Source organism: Plantactinospora sp. KLBMP9567 (assembly GCF_033446045.1).
Taxonomy (GTDB): Bacteria; Actinomycetota; Actinomycetes; order Mycobacteriales; family Micromonosporaceae; genus Plantactinospora.
Genome location: NZ_JAWQRR010000003.1, coordinates 239,805 through 258,710 on the forward strand (window position 1 = coordinate 239,805; position 18,906 = coordinate 258,710).

At 72.3% G+C, this 18,906-nt stretch carries 19 protein-coding genes; 11 read left to right on the forward strand and 8 right to left on the reverse strand.

Features of this window, described 5'->3' with window-relative positions:
• Positions 1-93 precede the first annotated feature (93 nt).
• The 4 genes from R6Y94_RS01675 to R6Y94_RS01690 all read left to right on the forward strand — a co-directional run bounded on the left by R6Y94_RS01675 (position 94) and on the right by R6Y94_RS01690 (position 4,942).
• A complete protein-coding gene (locus tag R6Y94_RS01675; protein ID WP_318393938.1) occupies positions 94-1,227 on the forward strand; it encodes an NAD(P)/FAD-dependent oxidoreductase in 1,134 nt (377 codons plus the stop codon).
• Between the two features lie 196 nt (positions 1,228-1,423).
• Entirely contained in the window at positions 1,424-2,782 is a 1,359-nt protein-coding gene (locus R6Y94_RS01680; protein ID WP_318393939.1) for a ferredoxin reductase family protein, read from the forward strand.
• A 214-nt stretch (positions 2,783-2,996) separates the two neighbouring features.
• A complete protein-coding gene (locus R6Y94_RS01685; protein ID WP_318393940.1) occupies positions 2,997-3,899 on the forward strand; it encodes a DUF2726 domain-containing protein in 903 nt (300 codons plus the stop codon).
• Between the two features lie 101 nt (positions 3,900-4,000).
• Positions 4,001-4,942, forward strand: coding sequence for a hypothetical protein (locus R6Y94_RS01690; RefSeq protein ID WP_318393941.1), 942 nt, complete (start codon positions 4,001-4,003; stop codon positions 4,940-4,942).
• 192 nt (positions 4,943-5,134) lie between these two features.
• On the opposite strand, the gene R6Y94_RS01695 is transcribed toward R6Y94_RS01690, so the two are convergent.
• A complete protein-coding gene (locus R6Y94_RS01695) occupies positions 5,135-6,268 on the reverse strand; it encodes a lytic polysaccharide monooxygenase (protein WP_318393942.1) in 1,134 nt (377 codons plus the stop codon).
• Positions 6,269-6,548: 280 nt separating this feature from the next.
• Positions 6,549-7,310 (reverse strand): hypothetical protein, encoded by a 762-nt coding sequence (locus R6Y94_RS01700; RefSeq protein ID WP_318393943.1) that lies wholly within the window; start codon positions 7,308-7,310, stop codon positions 6,549-6,551.
• A 100-nt stretch (positions 7,311-7,410) separates the two neighbouring features.
• On the opposite strand from R6Y94_RS01700, the gene R6Y94_RS01705 reads away from it, so the two are divergent.
• The 5 genes from R6Y94_RS01705 to R6Y94_RS01725 all read left to right on the forward strand — a co-directional run bounded on the left by R6Y94_RS01705 (position 7,411) and on the right by R6Y94_RS01725 (position 12,118).
• Positions 7,411-7,881, forward strand: a complete 471-nt coding sequence (locus R6Y94_RS01705; RefSeq protein ID WP_318393944.1) for an Hsp20/alpha crystallin family protein — start codon at positions 7,411-7,413, stop codon at positions 7,879-7,881.
• A 648-nt stretch (positions 7,882-8,529) separates the two neighbouring features.
• On the forward strand, positions 8,530-9,033 hold the full coding sequence (locus R6Y94_RS01710) for a metallophosphoesterase (RefSeq protein ID WP_318393945.1): 504 nt from the start codon (positions 8,530-8,532) through the stop codon (positions 9,031-9,033).
• Positions 9,034-9,051: 18 nt separating this feature from the next.
• Complete coding sequence (locus R6Y94_RS01715; protein WP_318393946.1) at positions 9,052-9,906, forward strand: phosphotransferase; 855 nt, start codon at positions 9,052-9,054, stop codon at positions 9,904-9,906.
• Between the two features lie 99 nt (positions 9,907-10,005).
• Positions 10,006-11,409, forward strand: coding sequence for a Si-specific NAD(P)(+) transhydrogenase (gene sthA, locus R6Y94_RS01720; protein ID WP_318393947.1), 1,404 nt, complete (start codon positions 10,006-10,008; stop codon positions 11,407-11,409).
• Between the two features lie 142 nt (positions 11,410-11,551).
• A complete protein-coding gene (locus R6Y94_RS01725; protein ID WP_318393948.1) occupies positions 11,552-12,118 on the forward strand; it encodes a CHRD domain-containing protein in 567 nt (188 codons plus the stop codon).
• Between the two features lie 27 nt (positions 12,119-12,145).
• Here R6Y94_RS01725 and R6Y94_RS01730 read toward each other — a convergent pair whose 3' ends face one another.
• From R6Y94_RS01730 to R6Y94_RS01755, 6 genes are all read right to left on the reverse strand, one after another.
• Positions 12,146-14,290, reverse strand: a complete 2,145-nt coding sequence (locus tag R6Y94_RS01730) for an MMPL family transporter (protein WP_318393949.1) — start codon at positions 14,288-14,290, stop codon at positions 12,146-12,148.
• Between the two features lie 178 nt (positions 14,291-14,468).
• The gene (locus R6Y94_RS01735; protein ID WP_318393950.1) at positions 14,469-15,131 is read right to left on the reverse strand and encodes a response regulator transcription factor; all 663 of its coding nucleotides are present in this window, start codon (positions 15,129-15,131) and stop codon (positions 14,469-14,471) included.
• On the reverse strand, positions 15,128-16,321 hold the full coding sequence (locus tag R6Y94_RS01740; RefSeq protein ID WP_318393951.1) for a sensor histidine kinase: 1,194 nt from the start codon (positions 16,319-16,321) through the stop codon (positions 15,128-15,130). The genes R6Y94_RS01735 and R6Y94_RS01740 overlap by 4 nt, the downstream gene beginning before the upstream one ends.
• Before the next feature lie 191 nt (positions 16,322-16,512).
• Positions 16,513-16,914 carry a hypothetical protein gene (locus tag R6Y94_RS01745; RefSeq protein WP_318393952.1) on the reverse strand — a complete coding sequence of 134 codons (402 nt, stop codon included), beginning with the start codon at positions 16,912-16,914 and terminating at the stop codon, positions 16,513-16,515.
• On the reverse strand, positions 16,911-17,162 hold the full coding sequence (locus R6Y94_RS01750) for a hypothetical protein (protein ID WP_318393953.1): 252 nt from the start codon (positions 17,160-17,162) through the stop codon (positions 16,911-16,913). The genes R6Y94_RS01745 and R6Y94_RS01750 overlap by 4 nt, the downstream gene beginning before the upstream one ends.
• Positions 17,159-17,347 carry a hypothetical protein gene (locus R6Y94_RS01755; RefSeq protein WP_318393954.1) on the reverse strand — a complete coding sequence of 63 codons (189 nt, stop codon included), beginning with the start codon at positions 17,345-17,347 and terminating at the stop codon, positions 17,159-17,161. The genes R6Y94_RS01750 and R6Y94_RS01755 overlap by 4 nt, the downstream gene beginning before the upstream one ends.
• A 294-nt stretch (positions 17,348-17,641) precedes the next feature.
• Here R6Y94_RS01755 and R6Y94_RS01760 point away from each other — a divergent pair, with 294 nt between their 5' ends.
• Both R6Y94_RS01760 and R6Y94_RS01765 read left to right on the forward strand, forming a co-directional pair.
• Positions 17,642-18,361, forward strand: coding sequence for an XRE family transcriptional regulator (locus tag R6Y94_RS01760; RefSeq protein ID WP_318393970.1), 720 nt, complete (start codon positions 17,642-17,644; stop codon positions 18,359-18,361).
• Entirely contained in the window at positions 18,358-18,828 is a 471-nt protein-coding gene (locus R6Y94_RS01765; protein WP_318393955.1) for an NUDIX domain-containing protein, read from the forward strand. Before R6Y94_RS01760 ends, R6Y94_RS01765 begins: the two co-directional genes overlap by 4 nt.
• Positions 18,829-18,906 lie beyond the last annotated feature (78 nt).

Genomic DNA, 18,906 nt, shown 5'->3' on the forward strand with positions numbered 1-18,906 from the left:
CGGCAAAGGGAGTGTGTCGACGGTGTGGAGATGCCGGGCAGATTGCGTGCACAAGGCCGTACGGGCCGGCTGGTGGTCCTATCGTCGCAGGGTGTGCAGACAGTGGATGTACTGGTCGTGGGTGCGGGCCTGGCCGGTCTGCACACAGCCCGGCTGCTCGCGCAACGAGGACTGGATGTGATGGTGGTCGACCGACGCAGGTCGCTTTCGACGGGCATCCGGACGACAGGGATCTTCGTGCGTCGTACCCTCGACGACTTCGATCTGCCGGACCATCTGCTCGGGCCCGGCATCCGGGATGTGCTGTTGTACCCGCCGTCGCGGCGGGCACCGATCCGGCTCACCAGTGACCGGGACGAATACCGGGTGGCGGACATGGCGGCCGTGTACGAGTACGCAGACCGTGCGGCGGCGTCGGCCGGGGTACGGGTCCGGCTCGGCGTGCGGTATGTCGACGCCTCGATGGGACTTGTACGGTTCGCAGGCGCGGAACCGGTGCGGACCCGGTTCATAGTCGGCGCGGACGGCGCCCGCTCCCGGGTAGCCCGTGATCTCGGCCTCGACGTCAACCGACGCCTTCTCGTCGGTGCCGAGATCGTCCACCCGATCGCGCCGGGAAACACCATCCCGGCGTTCCACTGCGTGCTGGACCCCCGAGTCGCCCCCGGGTACCTGGGCTGGGTCATCGACGACGGCCGGCATGCCCACGTCGGCGTCGCGGGATATCCGGGCGCGATGCGTACCGGAATCCGCCACCTGCTGGATACCTTCGCCGCGGACGCCCCCGGTCGCACCGCGCCGACCGGTCCGGTCGAGCGTCGAGGTGGTCCGATCCCGGTCGGCGGTGTGCTACGGCGGTTGGCATGTCCCGCCGGGCTGCTCGTCGGAGATGCGGCGGGTGCGGTGTCGCCGCTGACCGCCGGCGGGCTGGACCCCTGCCTACGCATGTCCGAACTGGCCGCGGCGGTCGTCGCCAGCTATCTGCGTACCGGCGATCCGCGTACCCTGCGTCGCTACGACGGGAACGCGCTGCGGACCCGGTTCCGCGGCCGGCTGTTGCTCCGGCGCGCGTTTGCCGGCATCCGGTACCCCGCAGCGGCAGAGGCGGCGGTCGCCGTGCTACGCCGTCGTCCCGGTCGCGTCCTGGCAGCGCGGATCCTGTTCGGCGACGGCTCGTTTCCCGATTTCGACCCACGGCTCGCGGACCCGACGTTCGACCACCCGTAACGGCATCGGGCAACCAGCTCGGCCGGACAGACCAGACGCGGGTTCTCCACGTCGTCGTCTTTCCGACAGTCCCAGTCTCCCGGGCCACCGGATCCGTGTCGGCGGTTGTACGCCATCGCGTACGGTGCCACCGCCGGGTCCGGCGAACCGTCCCCGGTCCGTCGCGAACCGGCTTACCGGAGGAGGGATCGCCCGAGTGACCACCACCCCCGCTGTCCAACACGTCGCCATTCCCCGGGTACCCCCAGGGACGGTCGGTCGCCTCACACTGTGGTTCGTCGTCGCCGCCAACGTGGCAGTGGTGAACACGCTGTTGGTGCTGTCCCCGTACCCGGGGTCGAACGTCTACTTCGTCCTCGGCCGGTTCTTCGGCCTGCATGCCGCCATGATCATGGCGTTGCAGCTGCTGCTGGTCGCGCGGCTGCCGTGGCTCGACCGCCGGATCGGGATGGACCGGCTCACCGCCTGGCACCGGTGGACCGGCTTCACCCTGCTCTGGACGATCCTCGTCCATGCCACATGCACGGTGGTCGGTCTGGCCATGATGTCCGGGACGTCGATCGGCGGGCAGGTCGTCGACCTGGCGTCGACTTGGCAAGGGGTGTTATGGGCGATGGTCGCGGCCGGCCTGCTGCTGTCGATCGGACTCGTGTCGGCCCGATTCGCCCGCCGCCGGCTGGCCTACGAGACCTGGCACCTGCTGCACCTCGGCACGTACGTCGCGGTGCTCCTCGCCCTCACCCACCAGATCGCGGTGGGCACCACCTTCACGGCGTCCACGTTCGCGACGGCGTACTGGTGGACGCTCTGGAGCGTCGCGCTCGGCGCCGTACTGGCCGGCCGGGTGCTCCTGCCGCTGTGGCGCAACCTCCGGCACCGCTTCCGCGTCGCCCGGGTCGTACCCGAATCCGACACCGTGGTGTCGATCCACGTCACCGGGCGCCGCCTCGACCGGCTGCCGGCACAGGCCGGCCAGTTCTTCCTGTGGCGCTTTCTCACCCGTGACCGCTGGTGGCAGGCCAACCCGTTCTCGCTCTCCATGGCGCCCGACGGTCGATCGCTACGGCTGACCGCCAAGGCGGTCGGCGCCGGCACCGCCACCCTGCCTCGGCTCCGGGTCGGCACACGGGTGTTCGCCGAGGGACCGTACGGCGCCTTCACCGGCATGCACCGGACCCGACCGGCAACCCTGCTCGTGGCGGGCGGGGTCGGCGTGACACCGATCCGTTCGCTCCTGCAGAGCCTCGACGGTCACATCGTCGTGCTGTACCGGGTGCGCTCCATGGCTGACGCCGTGCTCGTGGACGAACTGCGGGCGCTGGCGGACGCCCGGGGCGCCGAACTGCGACTGGTCACCGGCCCGTCCCGGCCGGTACCGCCGACGGGCCCGATCTTCGGACCGGACCACCTGCGAGAGCTGGTACCGGACATCCACGAGCGCGACATCTTCGTCTGCGGCCCGGCCGGAATGACCGCTGCCGTGCTGCGCAGCCTCCGGCAACTCCAGGTGCCGCAGCGCCAGGTGCACACAGAGCGGTTCGGGTTGGCCGGCTGATCGGGGGTACCGGGACGTTCCGGGTACGGCAGCGGATCCGGATCCAGTTCGCGGAGCAACTGCCCGGTGGGGGTGGAAACGGTCGCCGCCTTCGCCGGCCCGGGTGACCCGGACCGGCGACGCGGGGACGGCGGCGAGTTCCTAGCATGGTGGGATCTGCCGCCGGAGGGGCGGTGTCGGAGGCGGCGAGCGGATGTTACGGACCAGGGAACAGATGGCAGAGACCGGTGGCGGCGGACGCCCGTCGGCACGATCCACCCGGCTTCCGGCCGAGCCGGGGGCGTCCGGCGGGACCATCGAGCGGGCTGGTCGGATCGCCCGGCCCGACCAGCGGCTCGGCCAACTCGTGCCGCGCCGGCCCGAGGGGATCACCAGCAACCAGTGGAACGTGGCCAGCCGGGGCCGCTTCGACTTCGTGGTCTCCGACCCGGGCGGTCAGGCGGCGCCGTTCGCGGTCGAGCTGGTCGATACCAGCGTGCAGACCGCGCAGACACAGCGGGACGACCGGATGAAGCACGCCGTCTGCGACGCGGTCGGCCTGGAACTGCTCCGGATCGAGTCGGCGACGTTGCAGCCGGCCACGCACGGCCGGCGGATCGTCGAGTACGTCATCGACGCCCGCGCCTTCCTGGCGGCGACCGGTGACCCGGCCGAGTACGCCGAACTCGCCCCGGAGGCCCCGGGTAGCTACCGCGACATCGTCGGTCGGCTGCCGGACGGCAACAGCGGGCACGTCAACGATCTCGGTGCGGCGGCCCGGACGACCGCGGTGGACGCGTACGTCGACCGGGAGCTGGTCGACCCGATCCTGCGCAGCCTGCGTCTGGACTGGAAGGACGGCCCCGCCGAGGGCTGGGCCTGGCTCCAGGTACGGCCCGGGGCGTACCTCTTCGAACGGGTCCGGCTGTGGCAGCACCGCTTCTCCTGCGGCATCGAGCCGGGCCGGTTCGCCGAGGACCTGGCCACGATGGCGGTGGGGGAGCGGCTCCGGTTGCGCGAGACCGTCGGGTTGCCGTTGACCGCCCGGGAGCGGCTGGCCGACGAACTCGACGGGTTGCGCCGGCGCCGCGACAAGCTGCTCAATCCGTACGGCTTCGAGCACGTCTCGTTCGACTAGATCGCCGCCGCCCCTGACCCGACAGCGGGTGCGTCGGTCGAGGGGGATCTTGTCGCGACTGACTACCGTGGGGCCGGAGACGACCAAGGGAGGTGTCGGTGGTGGCGGAGCGGACCGGCGACGACGCACCCGCCGCGCCGGCGGACCCGGACACGGGGCGCGGCGGCGACGGTGGACGTCGTACCCGATCGGTCGGCGCCATGCTCGGCGCCGCGTTCATCGCGCTCGCCTCGGTCGCGACCTGGTACATCGACCACCGGGCCGCCTCGCTCGACGCCGAGCAGGAGGTGCGGGAGCGGGCCGCGTTCGCCGAGGTCTGCCACGATCCCGTCGCGGCCGCCGCGCTCGTGACGAACGTCCCGTCGCTCGCCAGCACCTGTCCGACGGGCCTGCGCCACCTGCTGTCGATACCGGCGGACGAGGTCGGTCCGGGACCGGAACTCCTGGACGCCTATCTGGACCGGCTCTTCACCTTGCTGGACGCGCGGATCCCGAATGACGTCACGCCGTACCTCGACGCGCTGCACCGCGACGACGCCTACAGCACCGCCCTCGACGAGCTGCACCGCAACGCCCGGCGGTGCGACGTGCTTCTGCCGACCGGCACTCCGGCACCGACGGCGTCCCGCCCGACCGGGAACTTCTGGGACGACTGGCAGCGGATCGAGGTCGCCCAGCAACCCGGGTCGGTACGGGCCACCGAGGATCCGGACGGGCACGTCGTCGTCACGGCCCGGGTGGTCGACGCGTCGCCGGCCTGCCTGACCCGGCCCGGCCTGGAGCCGTCCCCGCCGCCCCGGTACGTCGGCACCACGGCGCTGACCCTGTCGTTCAGTACCGGCACCGGCCCGAGTGGTGAACGGGTGTGGCTGCTCGACCGCCTCGACGCCTGCCCGGTCCGACCGGACCCGCTGGCCGCGGAACCGGTGGTCAGCACGTACTCACTGACCCGGCGCCAGTCGATCCGGAACGACGTCACCGACTCGCTCTTCCGCTACGCCGGCAGCACCTGTCCCGCGGCAACCCCCTCGGCCGGCGGCTGACCGGGACATCCGGGTGGTGGTGGACCCGGCCCGGGAGAGTGACCAGTTCAGGTCGGCGTGCCGGCAGACCAGCGTTGCGCGGCGGCAGCGACCGAGCCAGGGGCGAGGGCGGCCGGCGGTTGCGCCGGACGGATCGGGCCGGGTCCGCGCCGACACGGACCCGGCCCGATGTCTGGCCGCTGCCGGAGGGGGTCAGGCGGCGGCGCAGCTCAGGGTCGGTACGGCGTTGCTGCCGGTCTGCGACCCGAGGAACCCGAAGCTGGCGCTGGCCCCGGCGGCGAGACTGCCGTTGTAGCCGGTGTTCCGGGCGGTGACGCTGGCTCCGCTGGTGGTGACCGTCGCGCCCCACGAGTTGCTGACCTGTTGCCCGTTGGCGAACGTCCAGGTCACCGTCCAGCCGCTGATCGCGGTGCTGCCGGCGGTGACCCGTACGTCGGCCTGGAAACCACCCGACCAGGTACCGGTGACGGTGTACGCCGCCGAGCAGCCGCCCGAGCCACCGGCCGGCGGGGTACGGGTCGGCTCGCTCGTCGGCGGCGGGGTGGTGCGGGTCGGCGTCGGAGTGGCGGTCGGCTGGGGATTGCCACCGCTGCCGCCGAAGTTGACGTCGCTGCACCAGTAGTAGTTCTGGTCGGCGTGGCTGGCCTTCCAGATCACGTAGACGATGTGCCGGCCGGACCGTCCCGGCGCGCTGACCGGGATCGTGACGGAGACTCCGTTCAGTACGGGGTCGCCGGTCTCCCGGGTGCCCTCGCCCGGCGCGTACCGGCCGGTTTCCCGGACCAGTTCGAGGTTGTTCCAGCCCAGCCGCTGGGTGAGCGGGTTGAACCCCTGCCGGGTGACGTAGATCAGGAAGTAGTCCGCCCCGTGCAGCGCCTGGTCGTGCATGGTGACGTTGAAGTTGGTGCCGACGTTGGCCGCTTGCCAGTTGCCCGGGTTGTCCAGCGCGGCGTACCGGACGCCGCCGGTCTCGCCGGCACTGCAGAGTTGGCCGCTCGGCACGGCGGCCTGGTGGTTGCCGTTCACGCCCTCCCGGTAGAGGCCGTTCCAGTTCCACATGGCGTTCGGGTCGGCCTGCCAGGCCTGCCAGCACATCGGGTCCTGGGTGGCCATCGCCGGGTTCTGGAAGTCGCTGCCCCAGCGCTTCCAGCAGCCGTAGTTGCGCGAGGCCGGGTTGATCGTCGAACCGTGCGCGTTCGCGGTGTCCCGCGAGACAGCGAGGGCGGTGGCGAGGAGGACGACGGTGGCCGCCGCGAGAGCGAGGATCCGCAGGACCATCGGGGCGCGGCGCCGGGCCGGATTCACAGGTTGCGCGAGTGAAGACATGGGATCCCCAGACGTCGGTTGCACGAGCGAGTACGCGGAAGGCTGCCCGGCGCTCCCGCACCATCCACCCGGCTCCGGCGGCGGTGTCCCTGAACAGAGATTCACATCGCCAGATGGTGCTTGTCAATAGTTTGGGATGACAACAAAGAGGGGCGTCGGCGGTGCGGGCGTCCCGACCGCCGGGTACGCAGGGGCCGGGCCAAGGGGGAGTACGCCGACGCCTGGCGGCGACTGCTGGCGGCGGCCGGACTGGCCACCTGACCCGTGACCCGACCGGTGCTCAGGTGCGGGGCTGGCCGCGTCGTTGCGCGGTGCGCTGGCGTACCTCGTCGAGGTGTTCGTTGATCGTGTCGACCTGGGCGGCGAGGCCCGGATGGTCGGCGCGGAGGTGTCGCTGCGCGTCGGAGAGCGGCCGGACCAGCGCGTTCGGGTCGGTGCCGCCGAGGGCGTCGTGCAGTCGGTCCAGGCTGGGGCGGGCCGCCGAACCGAGATCGGTCAGTGCGGTGATCTGCCCGGCGAGCTGGCGCAGGTCGGCACCGTTGTCCCGGGCCCAGCGGGCCGCCGCGCGGTCGCCGGCCCGGCGGTCCCGCTCGGCGCGTACCCGGTCGTCCCGGGTCTGCGGCGCGGCGTCGTCCTCGGCCGGGCGCAGTCGCAGGTAGCGACGCTCGGCGGCCTGCCGGCTCGCCACCCCGAGCGCCGGTGCCAGCTCCGCCCAACTCGCCCCGCGTTGGCGTGCGGCGGCGATGAGTCGCGGCTCCCAGGACTCGAGTTCGGCACGCAGGTGCCGGAGCGCGACCAGGGCCGTGAGCACCTGGTCGGCCGTCACCTCGGCACCGTCCCCCGCCGTGGCCCCCGGTGGAGCTGCCGACGGGTCGGCAGCCCGCCCGGGGAAGGTGGCGGGGTCGCCGACCCGGCTGGTGACCGCCTGCACGCGGTCGAACGCCGCGCCGGTCGGTGTCACCGCAGCGCCGGCTCCGGTCGGCCGCCCCGGGTCGGCCTGTCCCTGCTGGACCATCCGTCTCCCGTCCTCGGCATCTGTCATCGTTTAGATGACGGATTTCCTTGTCATCGTTCAGATGACATGCTACAAAGGATGTGTCGCGCATTGACAGCACTGTTGCCAGCGCTAGGAGGTGGATCTGATGTTGATGCGCACCGACACCTTCCGCGAGCTCGACCGGTTCGCGCAGCAGGCCCTCGGCACACCGGGTTCGGGCACCTGGTCCCGGCCGACAGTCATTCCGATGGACTCCTACCGCAACGACGAGGAGTTCGTCGTCGCGTTCGACCTACCCGGGGTCGCCCCGGACGCGATCGAGATCAACGTCGAGCGCAACCTGCTGACCGTCCGCGCCGAGCGCCGGCCGCCGAGCCTCGGCGAAGGCGCCCGCGTGCAGGTCTCCGAGCGACCGCTCGGGGTCTTCTCCCGGCAGCTCTTCCTCGGCGACGGTCTCGACACCGACCGGATCGAGGCGAGCCACGAGAACGGTGTGCTGGCTGTGCGGATCCCGGTGAAGGAGCAGGCGAAGCCCCGCCGGGTGGCGATCACCTCCGGCGGATCACCAGAAGGTCATCAGCGCCTGACCGGCGCACAGAAGGTCATCAGCGCCTGACCGGCGCACAGAAGGTCATCAGCGCCTGACCGGCGCACAGAAGGTCATCAGCGCCTGACAGGCACAGCCGAACCGGTCCGGCGGTTCGCCGGCTTCCGGTGCCGTCGGCGGTGGGGGGTGACAAAGATGCGCAGCGGCGAACGGCACGAGGTCTCGACGCCCCGGTCGGTGCACGAGGCATTCGTCGAGCTGGTTCAGCGGGACGACGACCTGATGCGGGCAGAGTTCGAGGCGCTCATCGACGCCTGCTGGAACCCGCCGCCACCCCCTCCGCCGGCCCGACCACAACCCGGGCCACGTCCTCCACTGTGGCCCGTCGGACCGCCCGACGGCGTACGGTTCGTCGCGGTCGAGGCGGGTCCCACAGCAAGCCGATGGCGTCGGCAACGCGGTCCTCCGGGCAACCGCACGGGCCGACCAGCACGCAGAGGCAGGTGATGACTCGGCCGTATCTCTCGTCGATTTCTCTCCCGGGGGTCCGGCGGACGGCAGCTCCGGTGGCGCGGCGACGGTCCCAGACACCGCGCCAGGCGCGTAGGCGTGACGGCCGCGCCGGCACCCGACAACCATCGGCCCGGCCCACCTCTCGTGGGCCGGGCCGCGGCGCTTCTTCCCCGCCCGGACGCGGCCGCCGGCTAGGGTGGAGCCGTGCGCCTGGTGCTGATGGCGGACACCCACGTGCCCAAGCGCGCGCGGGACCTGCCGTCGCAACTGTGGGCGGCGGTCGACGAGGCGGACGTGGTCATCCACGCCGGTGACTGGGTGCACGAACCGCTGCTCGACACGTTGGAGTCCCGCGCCGCCCGACTGGTCGGGGTGTACGGCAACAACGACGGCCTGGAACTGCGGGCCCGGCTGCCGGAGGTCGCCCGCGTCGAGTTGGCCGGCCTGCGGGTCGCGGTGGTGCACGAGACCGGCCCGGCCGCCGGGAGGGAGCGCCGCTGTGCCGACCGGTTCGGCGGCTGCGACCTGCTGGTCTTCGGCCACTCCCACATCCCCTGGGACAGCGAGGCGCCGGGCGGGCTGCGGCTGCTCAACCCCGGCTCGCCGACCGACCGGCGCCGCCAGCCGTACGCCAGCTATCTGACCGCCGAGATATCGGCCGGCCGGCTCGACGACGTCGTACTGCACCGCCTGCCGCGCCGGACCTGACCCGGAAAGGAGCCGACCATGCGCGCCGAGCTGGTCGGGTACGCGCGGCAGGTGCTCGGCTCGGGAGAGGTGGTCGCGGACCGGTCCTGGGGGCACGGTGTCGCGGGCGTGCTGGAGGTGCGGGACGGCGACGGGGCCGTCTGGTTCGTGAAGGGGCACGGCGACCCGGAACGGTACCGGCGGGAGCTGGCGGCGTACCGGCGTTGGGTGCCCGGGCTCGGCGGGCACGCACCGAGGCTGCGGGCGTACGACGACGAACGGCTCGCGCTGGTGCTGTCGGGGGTGCCGGGCGAGGCCGGCCTGTCGTACGGGACGGATCCGGAGGTGCAGCGCGAGGCGGGGGTACTGCTGCGTCGGTTGCACGGCACCGAGACGCTGCCGCCCTGGACCGACCTGGTCGCCGAGAAGCACGACGAACTGGACCGGCTCTCGGTCCGGGCGAGCCGGCTGCTCGAACCGCGGGAACTCGACTTCGTCCGTGCCGAGCTGCGCAACCTCTCCGGCGTCGCGGCACCGGCCCGGGTGCCGTGCCATCTCGACTACAGCCCGCGCAACTGGCTGGTCGCCGACGCCGACCGGCACCGCGCCCAGCGGCGGGTGCACGTCATCGACTTCGAGTGGGCCGGGCCGGAGGTCTGGGTCAACGACCTGAACCGGCTCTACTTCGGCCCCTGGCGGGACCGGCCGGACCTCGCCGACGCGTTCCTGGCCGGCTACGGGCGTACCCTCGACGACGCCGACCGGGCGGTGCTGCACGCCTGCGGGGCGTTGACCGCGGTCTTCATCGTGGTCTGGGCGCACGGGCGCGGCGAACCCGGCTTCGTGCAGGCGTGGCGGCAGAACCTGCGCCGGTTGATGGACGGCTGGCGGTGAAGCCGGCGGATGGGTGGCTGGCGGTGAATCGGTCACCGCGCCGGGTAACCGGCCGATCGGCCCGGCGCGTTCCGATCATCCGCCTGCCAGACTGTAGGGGTGCATGACTTCGACGTGCTCGTGGTGGGTTCGGGGCCGGGCGGTCAGAAGGCCGCGATCGCGGCGGCCAAGCTCGGCAGCCGGGTGGCGGTGGTGGAACGGCAGCACATGGTCGGCGGGGTGTGCATCAACACCGGCACGGTCCCGTCGAAGACGCTGCGCGAGGCGGTGCTCTATCTGACCGGACTGAGCCAGCGGGAGGTGTACGGCCAGAGCTACCGGCTCAAGGACGACATCACCGTCGCCGACCTGACGGCGCGGACCCAGCACGTCATCGGCCGGGAGGTCGACGTGGTGCGCAGCCAGTTGGCGCGCAACCGGGTACGGCTGATCACCGGAAACGCCCGATTCGCCGACCCGCACACGGTGACCGTGACCGACCCGGTCGGGCGCGAGTCGAAGGTGACCGCCGAGAAGATCATCATCGCCGTGGGTACCCGGCCGGCGCGACCGGCCAGTGTGGACTTCGACGAGCGTACGATCATCGACTCGGACGGCATCATCAACCTGGAGCGGGTGCCGAACTCGATGGTGGTGGTCGGTGCCGGGGTGATCGGCATCGAGTACGCCTCGATGTTCGCCGCACTCGGCACCAAGGTCACCGTGGTCGAGCGGCGGGACCGGATGCTCGAGTTCTGCGACCTGGAGATCGTGGAGGCGCTGAAGTACCACCTCCGGGACCTGGCGGTGACGTTCCGGTTCAGCGAGGCGGTGGCGGCGGTGGAGCGGCACGCCCGGGGTGCCATCGCGGTGCTGGAGAGCGGCAAGCGGATCGCCGCCGACACCGTGATGTACTCCGCCGGCCGGCAGGGGCTGGGCAGCGAACTCGACCTGGAGAATGCCGGACTGACCGCCGACGCGCGGGGCCGGATCGAGGTCGACGCGGAGTTCCGGACGACGGTGCCGCACATCTACGCGGTCGGCGACGTGATCGGCTTTCCCGCCCTCGCCTCCACCTCGATGGAGCAGGGCCGGCTGGCGGCGCACCACGCCTGCGACGAACCGGTCCGGGCGCTGTCGGAGGTGCAGCCGATCGGCATCTACACGATCCCGGAGATCAGCTTCATCGGCCGGACCGAGGACGAACTCACCCGGGACAAGGTGCCGTTCGAGGTCGGCATCTCCCGCTACCGGGAACTGGCCCGGGGCGCGATCAGCGGCGACTCGTACGGGATGCTGAAGCTACTGGTCGCCCCGGACACCGGTCATCTGCTCGGGGTGCACATCTTCGGCACCGGGGCCACCGAACTCGTGCACATCGGACAGGCCGTGATGGGCTGCCAGGGCACCGTCGACTACCTGGTCGACGCGGTCTTCAACTATCCGACGCTGGCCGAGGCGTACAAGGTCGCCGCGTTGGACGCGATGAACAAGATGCGGCACCTCGCCCGGTTGCGGGACTGACCGCCCGTCGAGCCGCAGGGCGACCACTCCGTCGACAATTACTCTCTGTCCACGATCCGTCACCTGAGTGTCGTGTCTCGGCTGTTCCCCGCCCGTTGAACCGGGTGACGGGCATGGCCGGAGCGACCGGGGAGGCGCGACGATGATGATCCGACGATGGTATGGCGCGGTGGCCTCGGTGGTCGCCCTCCTGGCCGCCGGGGCGGGAACGGTCCGGATCGCGTACGGGAACGCCGACCGCAACGACGACGACCGGGAGCGCTGGGGCGTCGTACGGGAGCGGCTGACCGGCTACCAGGAGGACCCGTTGGCGATCTCGACCAGCGGCAAGGGCGGGTTCAGCTTCGCCATCGACGAACAGGAGCAGGAGCTGACCTACCGACTCAGCTACGAGGCGCTGGAGGGGAACGTCACCCAGGCGCACATCCACGTCGGCGGCCGGGCCCAGAGCGGCGGGATCAGCGCCTTCCTCTGCACCAACCTCGGCAACGGCCCCGCGGGTACCCAGTCCTGTCCGGCCGCACCGGCAACGATCACCGGGACGATCCGACCGGTCGACGTGATCGGCCCGACCGCACAGGGGATCACGGCGGGACAGTTCGACGAACTGGTCGCGGCGGTCCGGGCCGGTGTCGCGTACGTGAACGTGCACAGCTCGCTCTATCCCGGCGGCGAGATCCGGGCCCAGCTCGGCCGTCACCGGCACTGACCGGCGCGACGGTCCCACGCCACCTCGTCAGCCCCGACGCGTGCGCCGGCCCGGCAGCCACCAGTTCAGGTCCCCGAGGAGCTGCATGGCCGCCGGTACCAGCACCAGCCGGACGATCGTGGCGTCGACCAGTACCGCGGTGGCCAGTCCTACCCCCATCATCTTCAGCGCGCGGTCGTCGAAGGCGGCGAACGCGACGAAGACGCACACCATGATCGCGGCGGCGGCACTGATCACCCGGGCCGTCGCGGCGAGCCCGTCGGCCACCGAGCCGGCGTTGTCGCGGGTGCGCAGGTACTCCTCCCGGATCCGGGAGAGCAGGAACACCTCGTAGTCCATGGAGAGCCCGAAGACCACCACGAAGAGCATCGTCGGCACCCAGGCGTCGACCGGGCCGCCGTCCCCGGTGCCGAGCGCCCCGGCCAACCATCCCCACTGGAAGATCGCGACGATCACCCCGTACGCCGCGCCGACCGAGAGCAGGTTCACCAGCACCGCCTTGAGCGGTACCAGCAGGCTGCGGAACACGACGGTGAGCAGCAGGAACGAGGCGAGGAGTACCGCACCGGCCAGCCACGGCAGCCGCCGTACGCTCAACTCGGCGAAGTCGATCCCGGCCGCGTTGGCGCCGGTGACCAGGATCGGGGATCCGGGCCCGGCGAACGGCGGCAGCACCTCGTCGCGGAGCCGGTGCACCAGCTCGGCGGTCTCCGCCGCCTGCGGACCCGTGCGTGGCGTCACCACCGCCACGCTGATCCCGCCGTCCAGCGGGACCACCTCGGAGATCCCGGCGACCCCCGATGTGCCGGCCACCGCGCCGGCGGCGGCCCGCAGCCCGGCCGGCCCGGCCGGGGCGCTGTTGCGGGCCGGGTCGGCGGCGACCAGCAGCAGCGGACCGTTCGCGCCCGGTCCGAAGCCGGCGGCGACCAGGTCGTACGCCCGGCGGGTGGTGTCGCTGGTCGGCCGGTCGCTCGCGTCCGACCAACCGAGCCGCAGCCCCAGCGCCGGCAGGGTGAGCAGCACCAGCAGGCCGAGCGCGACGGAGGTGAGCAGCCACGGCCGTCGCTGCACGACCCGGCTCCACCGGTACGCCGGTGCCGAGCGCACGGCGGCCACACCCGGGTGCGGTTCGACGGTCGGGTGGCCGGGCGACCGGCGGTGCGGCAGGCCGAACCGGTCGATCCGGTGGCCGACCAGGCCGAGCAGCGCGGGCAGCAGGGTGAGGGCGGCCAGCATCACCAGCAGCACGCCGCAACCGGCGGCCAGCGCCAGTCCGCCGCCGAGTTCCGGACCGAGGAAGAGCATTCCGGAGACCGCGATGATCACGGTCGTTCCGGCGAAGAGTACCGAGCGGCCGGCGGACTCCATCGCCTCGACCACGGCCTCCGGCACGTCGAGTCCCCGGGCGAGCGCGCTCCGGTAGCGGGTCACCACCAGCAGCGCGTAGTCGATGCCGACGCCCAGCCCGATCATGATGGTGAGGTAGATCGCGAAGTCGGGCATCGTGACGACGTGCCGGAGCAGCACCAGCAGGGCGCTGCCGCAGCCGACCCCGACCACCGCGACCAGCAGCGGCAGCCCGGCCGCGATCAGCGAGCCGAACGCCACCAGCAGGATCACCGCCGCCGCCAGCAGTCCGACACCCTCGGCGAGGCCGCCGGCCGAGGAGTCCGCGAAGGCGTCCCCGGCCAGCTCGACCGTGATCCCGGGCGCGTCGAAGGCGTCCCGGATCGCCCGGACCTGGGCGGCCCGGTTGGCCTGTTCCGGTGCACTCACCCCGGCACCGAGACCGATCTCGGCGGTGCCGATCCGCCCGTCGGCCGAGATCTGCCCGCCCGGCGGCCGGTACGGGTTGCCGACCGAGACCCCGGGTACCTGGTCGAGCCGGTGCAGCAACCCGTCGAGCGCGGCCCGGACGTCCGGCTCGCGTACGCCGGCCGGGGCGGCGACCACGAGGGTGCCGTCCGGCGCGCCGAGATCGCCGAACCCGGCCTCGGCCAGCAGGTCGGCGGCTCGCTGGCTCTCCGAGCCGGGCATCCGGAAGTCCACTCTCGCCGTACTGGGCAGTGCGCCGGCCAGGCCGAGCAGGGCGGCGGTGAGCACGGCCCAGCCCAGCAGCACCAGCCAACGGTGCCGTACGCAGGCGCGGGCTGTCGGGGCGAGTCCGAACATGGGGTGCTCCTCGGTCGTACCGGTCGGAATGGCGGTCCCGACGCTAGGTAGGCCGACCGCGGGCGGTCATCCAACCGGGGCGGGCGTTCGGCTACCGCCGTAGGCGTAGCGGGGACCGGCCGGGGCGGCGGCGAGGAACAGTCGCGACCGGGCAGCCGGGCGGGAGAGCGTCGGCCGGTCAGAGCCAGCCGGGTCGGACCAGGCCGGTCTCGTAGCCGATCACCACGAGCTGCGCCCGGTCGTGCACCGAGAGCTTGGCCATGATCCGGTTGACGTGCGTCTTCACCGTTGCCGGGCTCATCCGCAGCCGTTCCGCGATCTCGGCGTTGCCGAGCCCCTCGGCGACCTGGCCGAGCACCTCACGCTCCCGGTCGGTCAACCCGTCCAGCCGGGCGGTGCACGGCTGCCCGTCCGGCCGGGCGGCGAACTCGGCGATCAGCCGGCGGGTGATCCCCGGTGCCAGCAGCGCGTCGCCCCGGGCCACCACCCGGACGGCGTGCCGCAACTCGTCCGGCTCGGCGTCCTTGCCGAGGAAACCGCTGGCGCCGGCCCGAAGCGCCTCGTAGACGTACTCGTCGAGGTCGAAGGTGGTCAGCACCACCACCCGTACCCCGGAAAGCCGGTCGTCGGCGACGATCCGGCGGGTGGCGGCGAGCCCGTCCAGCTCCGGCATCCGGATGTCCATCAACACGACGTCCGGCCGGACCTCCCGGGCCAGCCGGACCGCGACGGCGCCGGTGGCCGCCTCGCCGACCACGGCGATGTCGGCGGCGTTCTCCAGCAGCGCGCGGACCCCAGCCCGGGCCAGCGGCTGGTCGTCGGCGAGCAGGACGCGGATCACGCCACCGCCTCCGGCGCGAGCGGTAGCCAGGCGACGACCTGGAACCCCTGCCCGAGGGCAGGGCCGACCCGGAGTCGACCGCCGACCGCCGCCACCCGTTCGGCCATCCCGACCAGCCCGTGCCCGGTCGGCTCCGCGCACGCGGCCGGGTCGGCGCCCCGACCGTCGTCGTCCACCTGCACCACCACCGCGCCGGTCTCGAACCGCAGTGTCACCACCGCCCGGCGCGCTCGGGCATGCCGCAGCACGTTGGTCAGCGCCTCCTGCACCACCCGGTACACCGTCAGGTCGAGGGCCGGCGGCAGCGGCCGGGGGAGACCGGTCTCGACGAACTCGACGCGTACCCCGGTGCCGTCGAGCGTGCCGGCGAGGCCCCGTAGTTGGGCGACCCCGGGCATCGGCCGGCGCAGCCCGGCGCCCCGGTCCGGTCGAAGCACGCCCAGCGTCGCCGTCATCTCGGCCATCGCCTGCCGGCTGGCCGTCCGGATCGCCCCGAGCGCCGTCCGGACCTGTTCCCGGCCGTCGGCCCGGTCGACGGCCTCGGTGGCGGCGGCGGCCTGGAGAGCGATCACCGAGATGGTGTGCGAGGTGACGTCGTGCAGTTCCCGGGCGATCCGGAGCCGTTCCTCGTGCGCCCGACGCAACGCCTCCTCCTCCCGGCCGTGCTCGGCCGCGACCAGCCGCCGTTCCACCTCCCAAACGTGCTCGCGCCGGGCCCGGTACACCTCGGCCAGTTGACCGACGACCACGACGACCAGCGACCACATCAGGGACGCCACCACGTCGTCCGGATTCCGGGCCAGCAGCAGGGCCGCGCCGACCGGCACCACGACGAGGCAGCCCGCCCCCGCCCAGCCCGCCACGCGGCGGCCCCGGCCGATCACCAGGTGGACCGTGATCAACGCGGCCAGCGGGGAGAGCGCGTAGGGGTACTGGAGGGCGAAGTATCCGACAGCGCCCGCCACCGTGACCGCGAGCGTCCACTCGGGATGCCGCCGCCGTACGGCCAGCGCCAGTGGGGTGCCGGCCAGGATCAGGTACGCCCACACGTCGAGCGGGCGCGCGGCGGGCTGGTTCCGAGCCGCCGCCCACGACGTGTAGAGCTGCAACACGCCCACTCCGAGTACCAGGCCGGTGTCCACGGCCCAGGCCGGTGCGGTCAGCCCCCACCACCGTCGCTCCCGGTCCACCTCCGAACCGTAGCCAGCGCCGGGGCCATCGGCATCAACCGCCCGGCGTACGGCCGCTACCGCCGTCGCGGTACGCCCCGATCCGTTGTCGTCCCCTCCGTCGGCGACAGCTTCGCCACCACCTCGTCGCACGCTCTCCGCTTGGCGCCGGCCGCCTGAATTCGGTGCACCACGTCCCGGGTCTCCTCTCGTCAGTCCATTCCGGTGATCCGGCGCAACTCTTCGTCCGTCGGCACCACCGTCGGGCGAAGGGCCTGAACCGCTGGCGGCAGGTAGTCGTCCCGGACAACCCGCAACCAGGTCGCCGCGACCTGCATCCGGGTGCAGTCCGGCAGGCCGCACGGCCGGCAGCCGTCGACACCGTACGGCCAGTGGCCTGTCAACACCTGCCGGGCGACAGTGGTCACCAGCTTCTGCCCGCCATCACCGGGCGGCGGGAAGTGCTCGGTGACGACGACCCAGAGCGCCCACTCGGCGGTCGGGCACCAGCGGGCCCGGCACTGGCCGCAGCCGCGACCCTCGGCATGGTCGGTGATAATCCGGTGCGCCCAGGTGATCGCCAGACCCGGCGCGCTCTCCGGCACCATGCTCACCGGACCCGCTCCAGTGCCGCGAGGACGTCCCCGGCCGTGACCGCTGCCGGCAGAGTACCGCCGAGCAGCACCCGCACGGCGTGTTCCCGCCGGTGGACCTCGGCCGCCCACGACCAGAGCGGGCAGCCGTCCGGCCCGCACCGGCCGCACTCCCGCAGCGCGTGCGTGCCGAGTACGAGGCGGGCGAAGGCGCACTCGACCGGGACGGGCCACTCCACCGTCAGCCAGCGTCGGACCATCCGGATCACCGTCCCGTCACCTCGGTTCGGCTGGCGAGCGCGGCGGCGAGGTCGGTACGCGCCTGGCGGCGGCGGATGATCCGAAGCATCCGCATGCAGCCGCCCCTGGGTGCGCACTCCGCACACCGGTGCCCGGCGAGGTGCTGGACCACGATCTGCTCGTCGGTCTGTTGTTGGTCCACGATGCCGTTCACGCCCGTCCCTCTCGGTCCGTGGCGCCCCGGAGCCCTACGTCACGGAGCGCCACTCTCAACCTGATCCGGTGGCCGGCCCGGGGCACCGGGGGCGGGACCCCGAGCCGGCCGGGGCGCTCGGTTGCGACCGGTGGTTCGACGTCCCACCGCCGTGCGCCCGTGGCGCGGACGCTACGGAGGGTGGCGGGACGGCTGAACGGCGCGTAGGACGCTTCAACGGACGTTTTGACGTTCCGGAAGCGTCCCCATCGCGGTTGTACCGTCGGGGGTGTGAACGACAGGCTGCGGGCAGCCATGCTGCGCGCCGAATTGGACTCCACCGCGCTCGGCCATCGGATTGGGGTGGACAGCAAGACCATCGATCGCTGGATCGGTGGCCGAGTGCCGCACCGCCGGAACCGGCTGGCCGTCGCCGCCGCACTCGGCGAGGAAGAGGCCGCCCTCTGGCCGACCGCCCGGCCAGACCAGGCGCCGGGGTTCGCATCGACCGGCGAGGTCGTGTCGGCGTACGCGCACCGCGCTGAGGTTCCGACGGATCTGTGGGTGGGTCTGTTGACCGGCGCCCGGGAACAGATTGACATTCTCGGGTACGCCGCTCCGTTCATCTTCGAGCTGATGCCTACGGTCCACGACCTCATCGCCGAGAAGTGCGCGGCCGGCGCCCGGGTTCGAATCGCGCTCGCCGACCCGGACTGTGACCACGTGAAGGAGCGGGACGAGCTGGAGCAACTCGGCGGCACTTTGCCCGGCCGCATCCGCAACGCCTTCACGATGCTCGGCCGCATCGCCGACATCGACGGCGTGCAGGTTGGCACCCACACCGTTCACCTCTACAACTCGTGGTTTCGGTTCGACAACCAGGCGATCGCGACCCCGCACCTGTTCCGGTATCGCGGCTACCAGCACCCGGCGTTGCATCTCCGCCGGCTGTCCGCCTTCGGTATCTTCGAGACCTTCGCCGAGCAGTTTCTACAGGTCTGGGACACAGTGCAGATGCGGGAGGTCAGCCGGTGAGCCGGCGCGTGGACTACTTCGACGATCCGTCCGCGCCGGCGGCGAACTCGCTGGTACCCGGCGGGGCCGCGCTGGTGGTCGATGAGCAGGGCCGCATCCTGCTTCAGCGGAGGGCGGACTCCGGGAACTGGTCGCTGCCGGGCGGCACGATGAATCTCGGCGAGACCCTCGGCGACGCCGTGATCCGGGAGGTCCGGGAGGAAACCGGACTCGACGTCGAGCTGACCGGCATCCTCGGGATCTACACCGACCCCCGGCACCTGATCGCGTACGCCGACGGGGAGGTGCGACAGGAGTTCGTGCTCGCGTTCACCGCACGCCCGGCCAGCGGCACGCTCGCGGTCAGCGACGAGTCTACCGAGGTCGGCTGGTTCGCACCGGCTGCCGTCGCGGATCTCCAGATGCACGAGTCGGTCCGGCTCCGGATCGATCACTGGCTGGCTGGGGAGGCGCCGCACATCGGATGACAGGATGAGCGACCCGACCGCCGACCGGGGAGTAGTCGGTGCGCAGACTGTCGAGCTGGGTGCACAGACGGGGCACGG

Coding starts and splice junctions, on each gene's coding strand:
- R6Y94_RS01725 (WP_318393948.1), top strand. CDS start 11,552: ATGATGATCCGACGATGGTATGGCGCGGTGGCCTCGGTGGTCGCCCTC.
- R6Y94_RS01695 (WP_318393942.1), bottom strand. CDS start 6,268: ATGTCTTCACTCGCGCAACCTGTGAATCCGGCCCGGCGCCGCGCCCCG.
- R6Y94_RS01730 (WP_318393949.1), bottom strand. CDS start 14,290: ATGTTCGGACTCGCCCCGACAGCCCGCGCCTGCGTACGGCACCGTTGG.
- R6Y94_RS01700 (WP_318393943.1), bottom strand. CDS start 7,310: ATGACAGATGCCGAGGACGGGAGACGGATGGTCCAGCAGGGACAGGCC.
- R6Y94_RS01760 (WP_318393970.1), top strand. CDS start 17,642: ATGCTGCGCGCCGAATTGGACTCCACCGCGCTCGGCCATCGGATTGGG.
- R6Y94_RS01685 (WP_318393940.1), top strand. CDS start 2,997: ATGGCAGAGACCGGTGGCGGCGGACGCCCGTCGGCACGATCCACCCGG.
- R6Y94_RS01705 (WP_318393944.1), top strand. CDS start 7,411: ATGTTGATGCGCACCGACACCTTCCGCGAGCTCGACCGGTTCGCGCAG.
- R6Y94_RS01715 (WP_318393946.1), top strand. CDS start 9,052: ATGCGCGCCGAGCTGGTCGGGTACGCGCGGCAGGTGCTCGGCTCGGGA.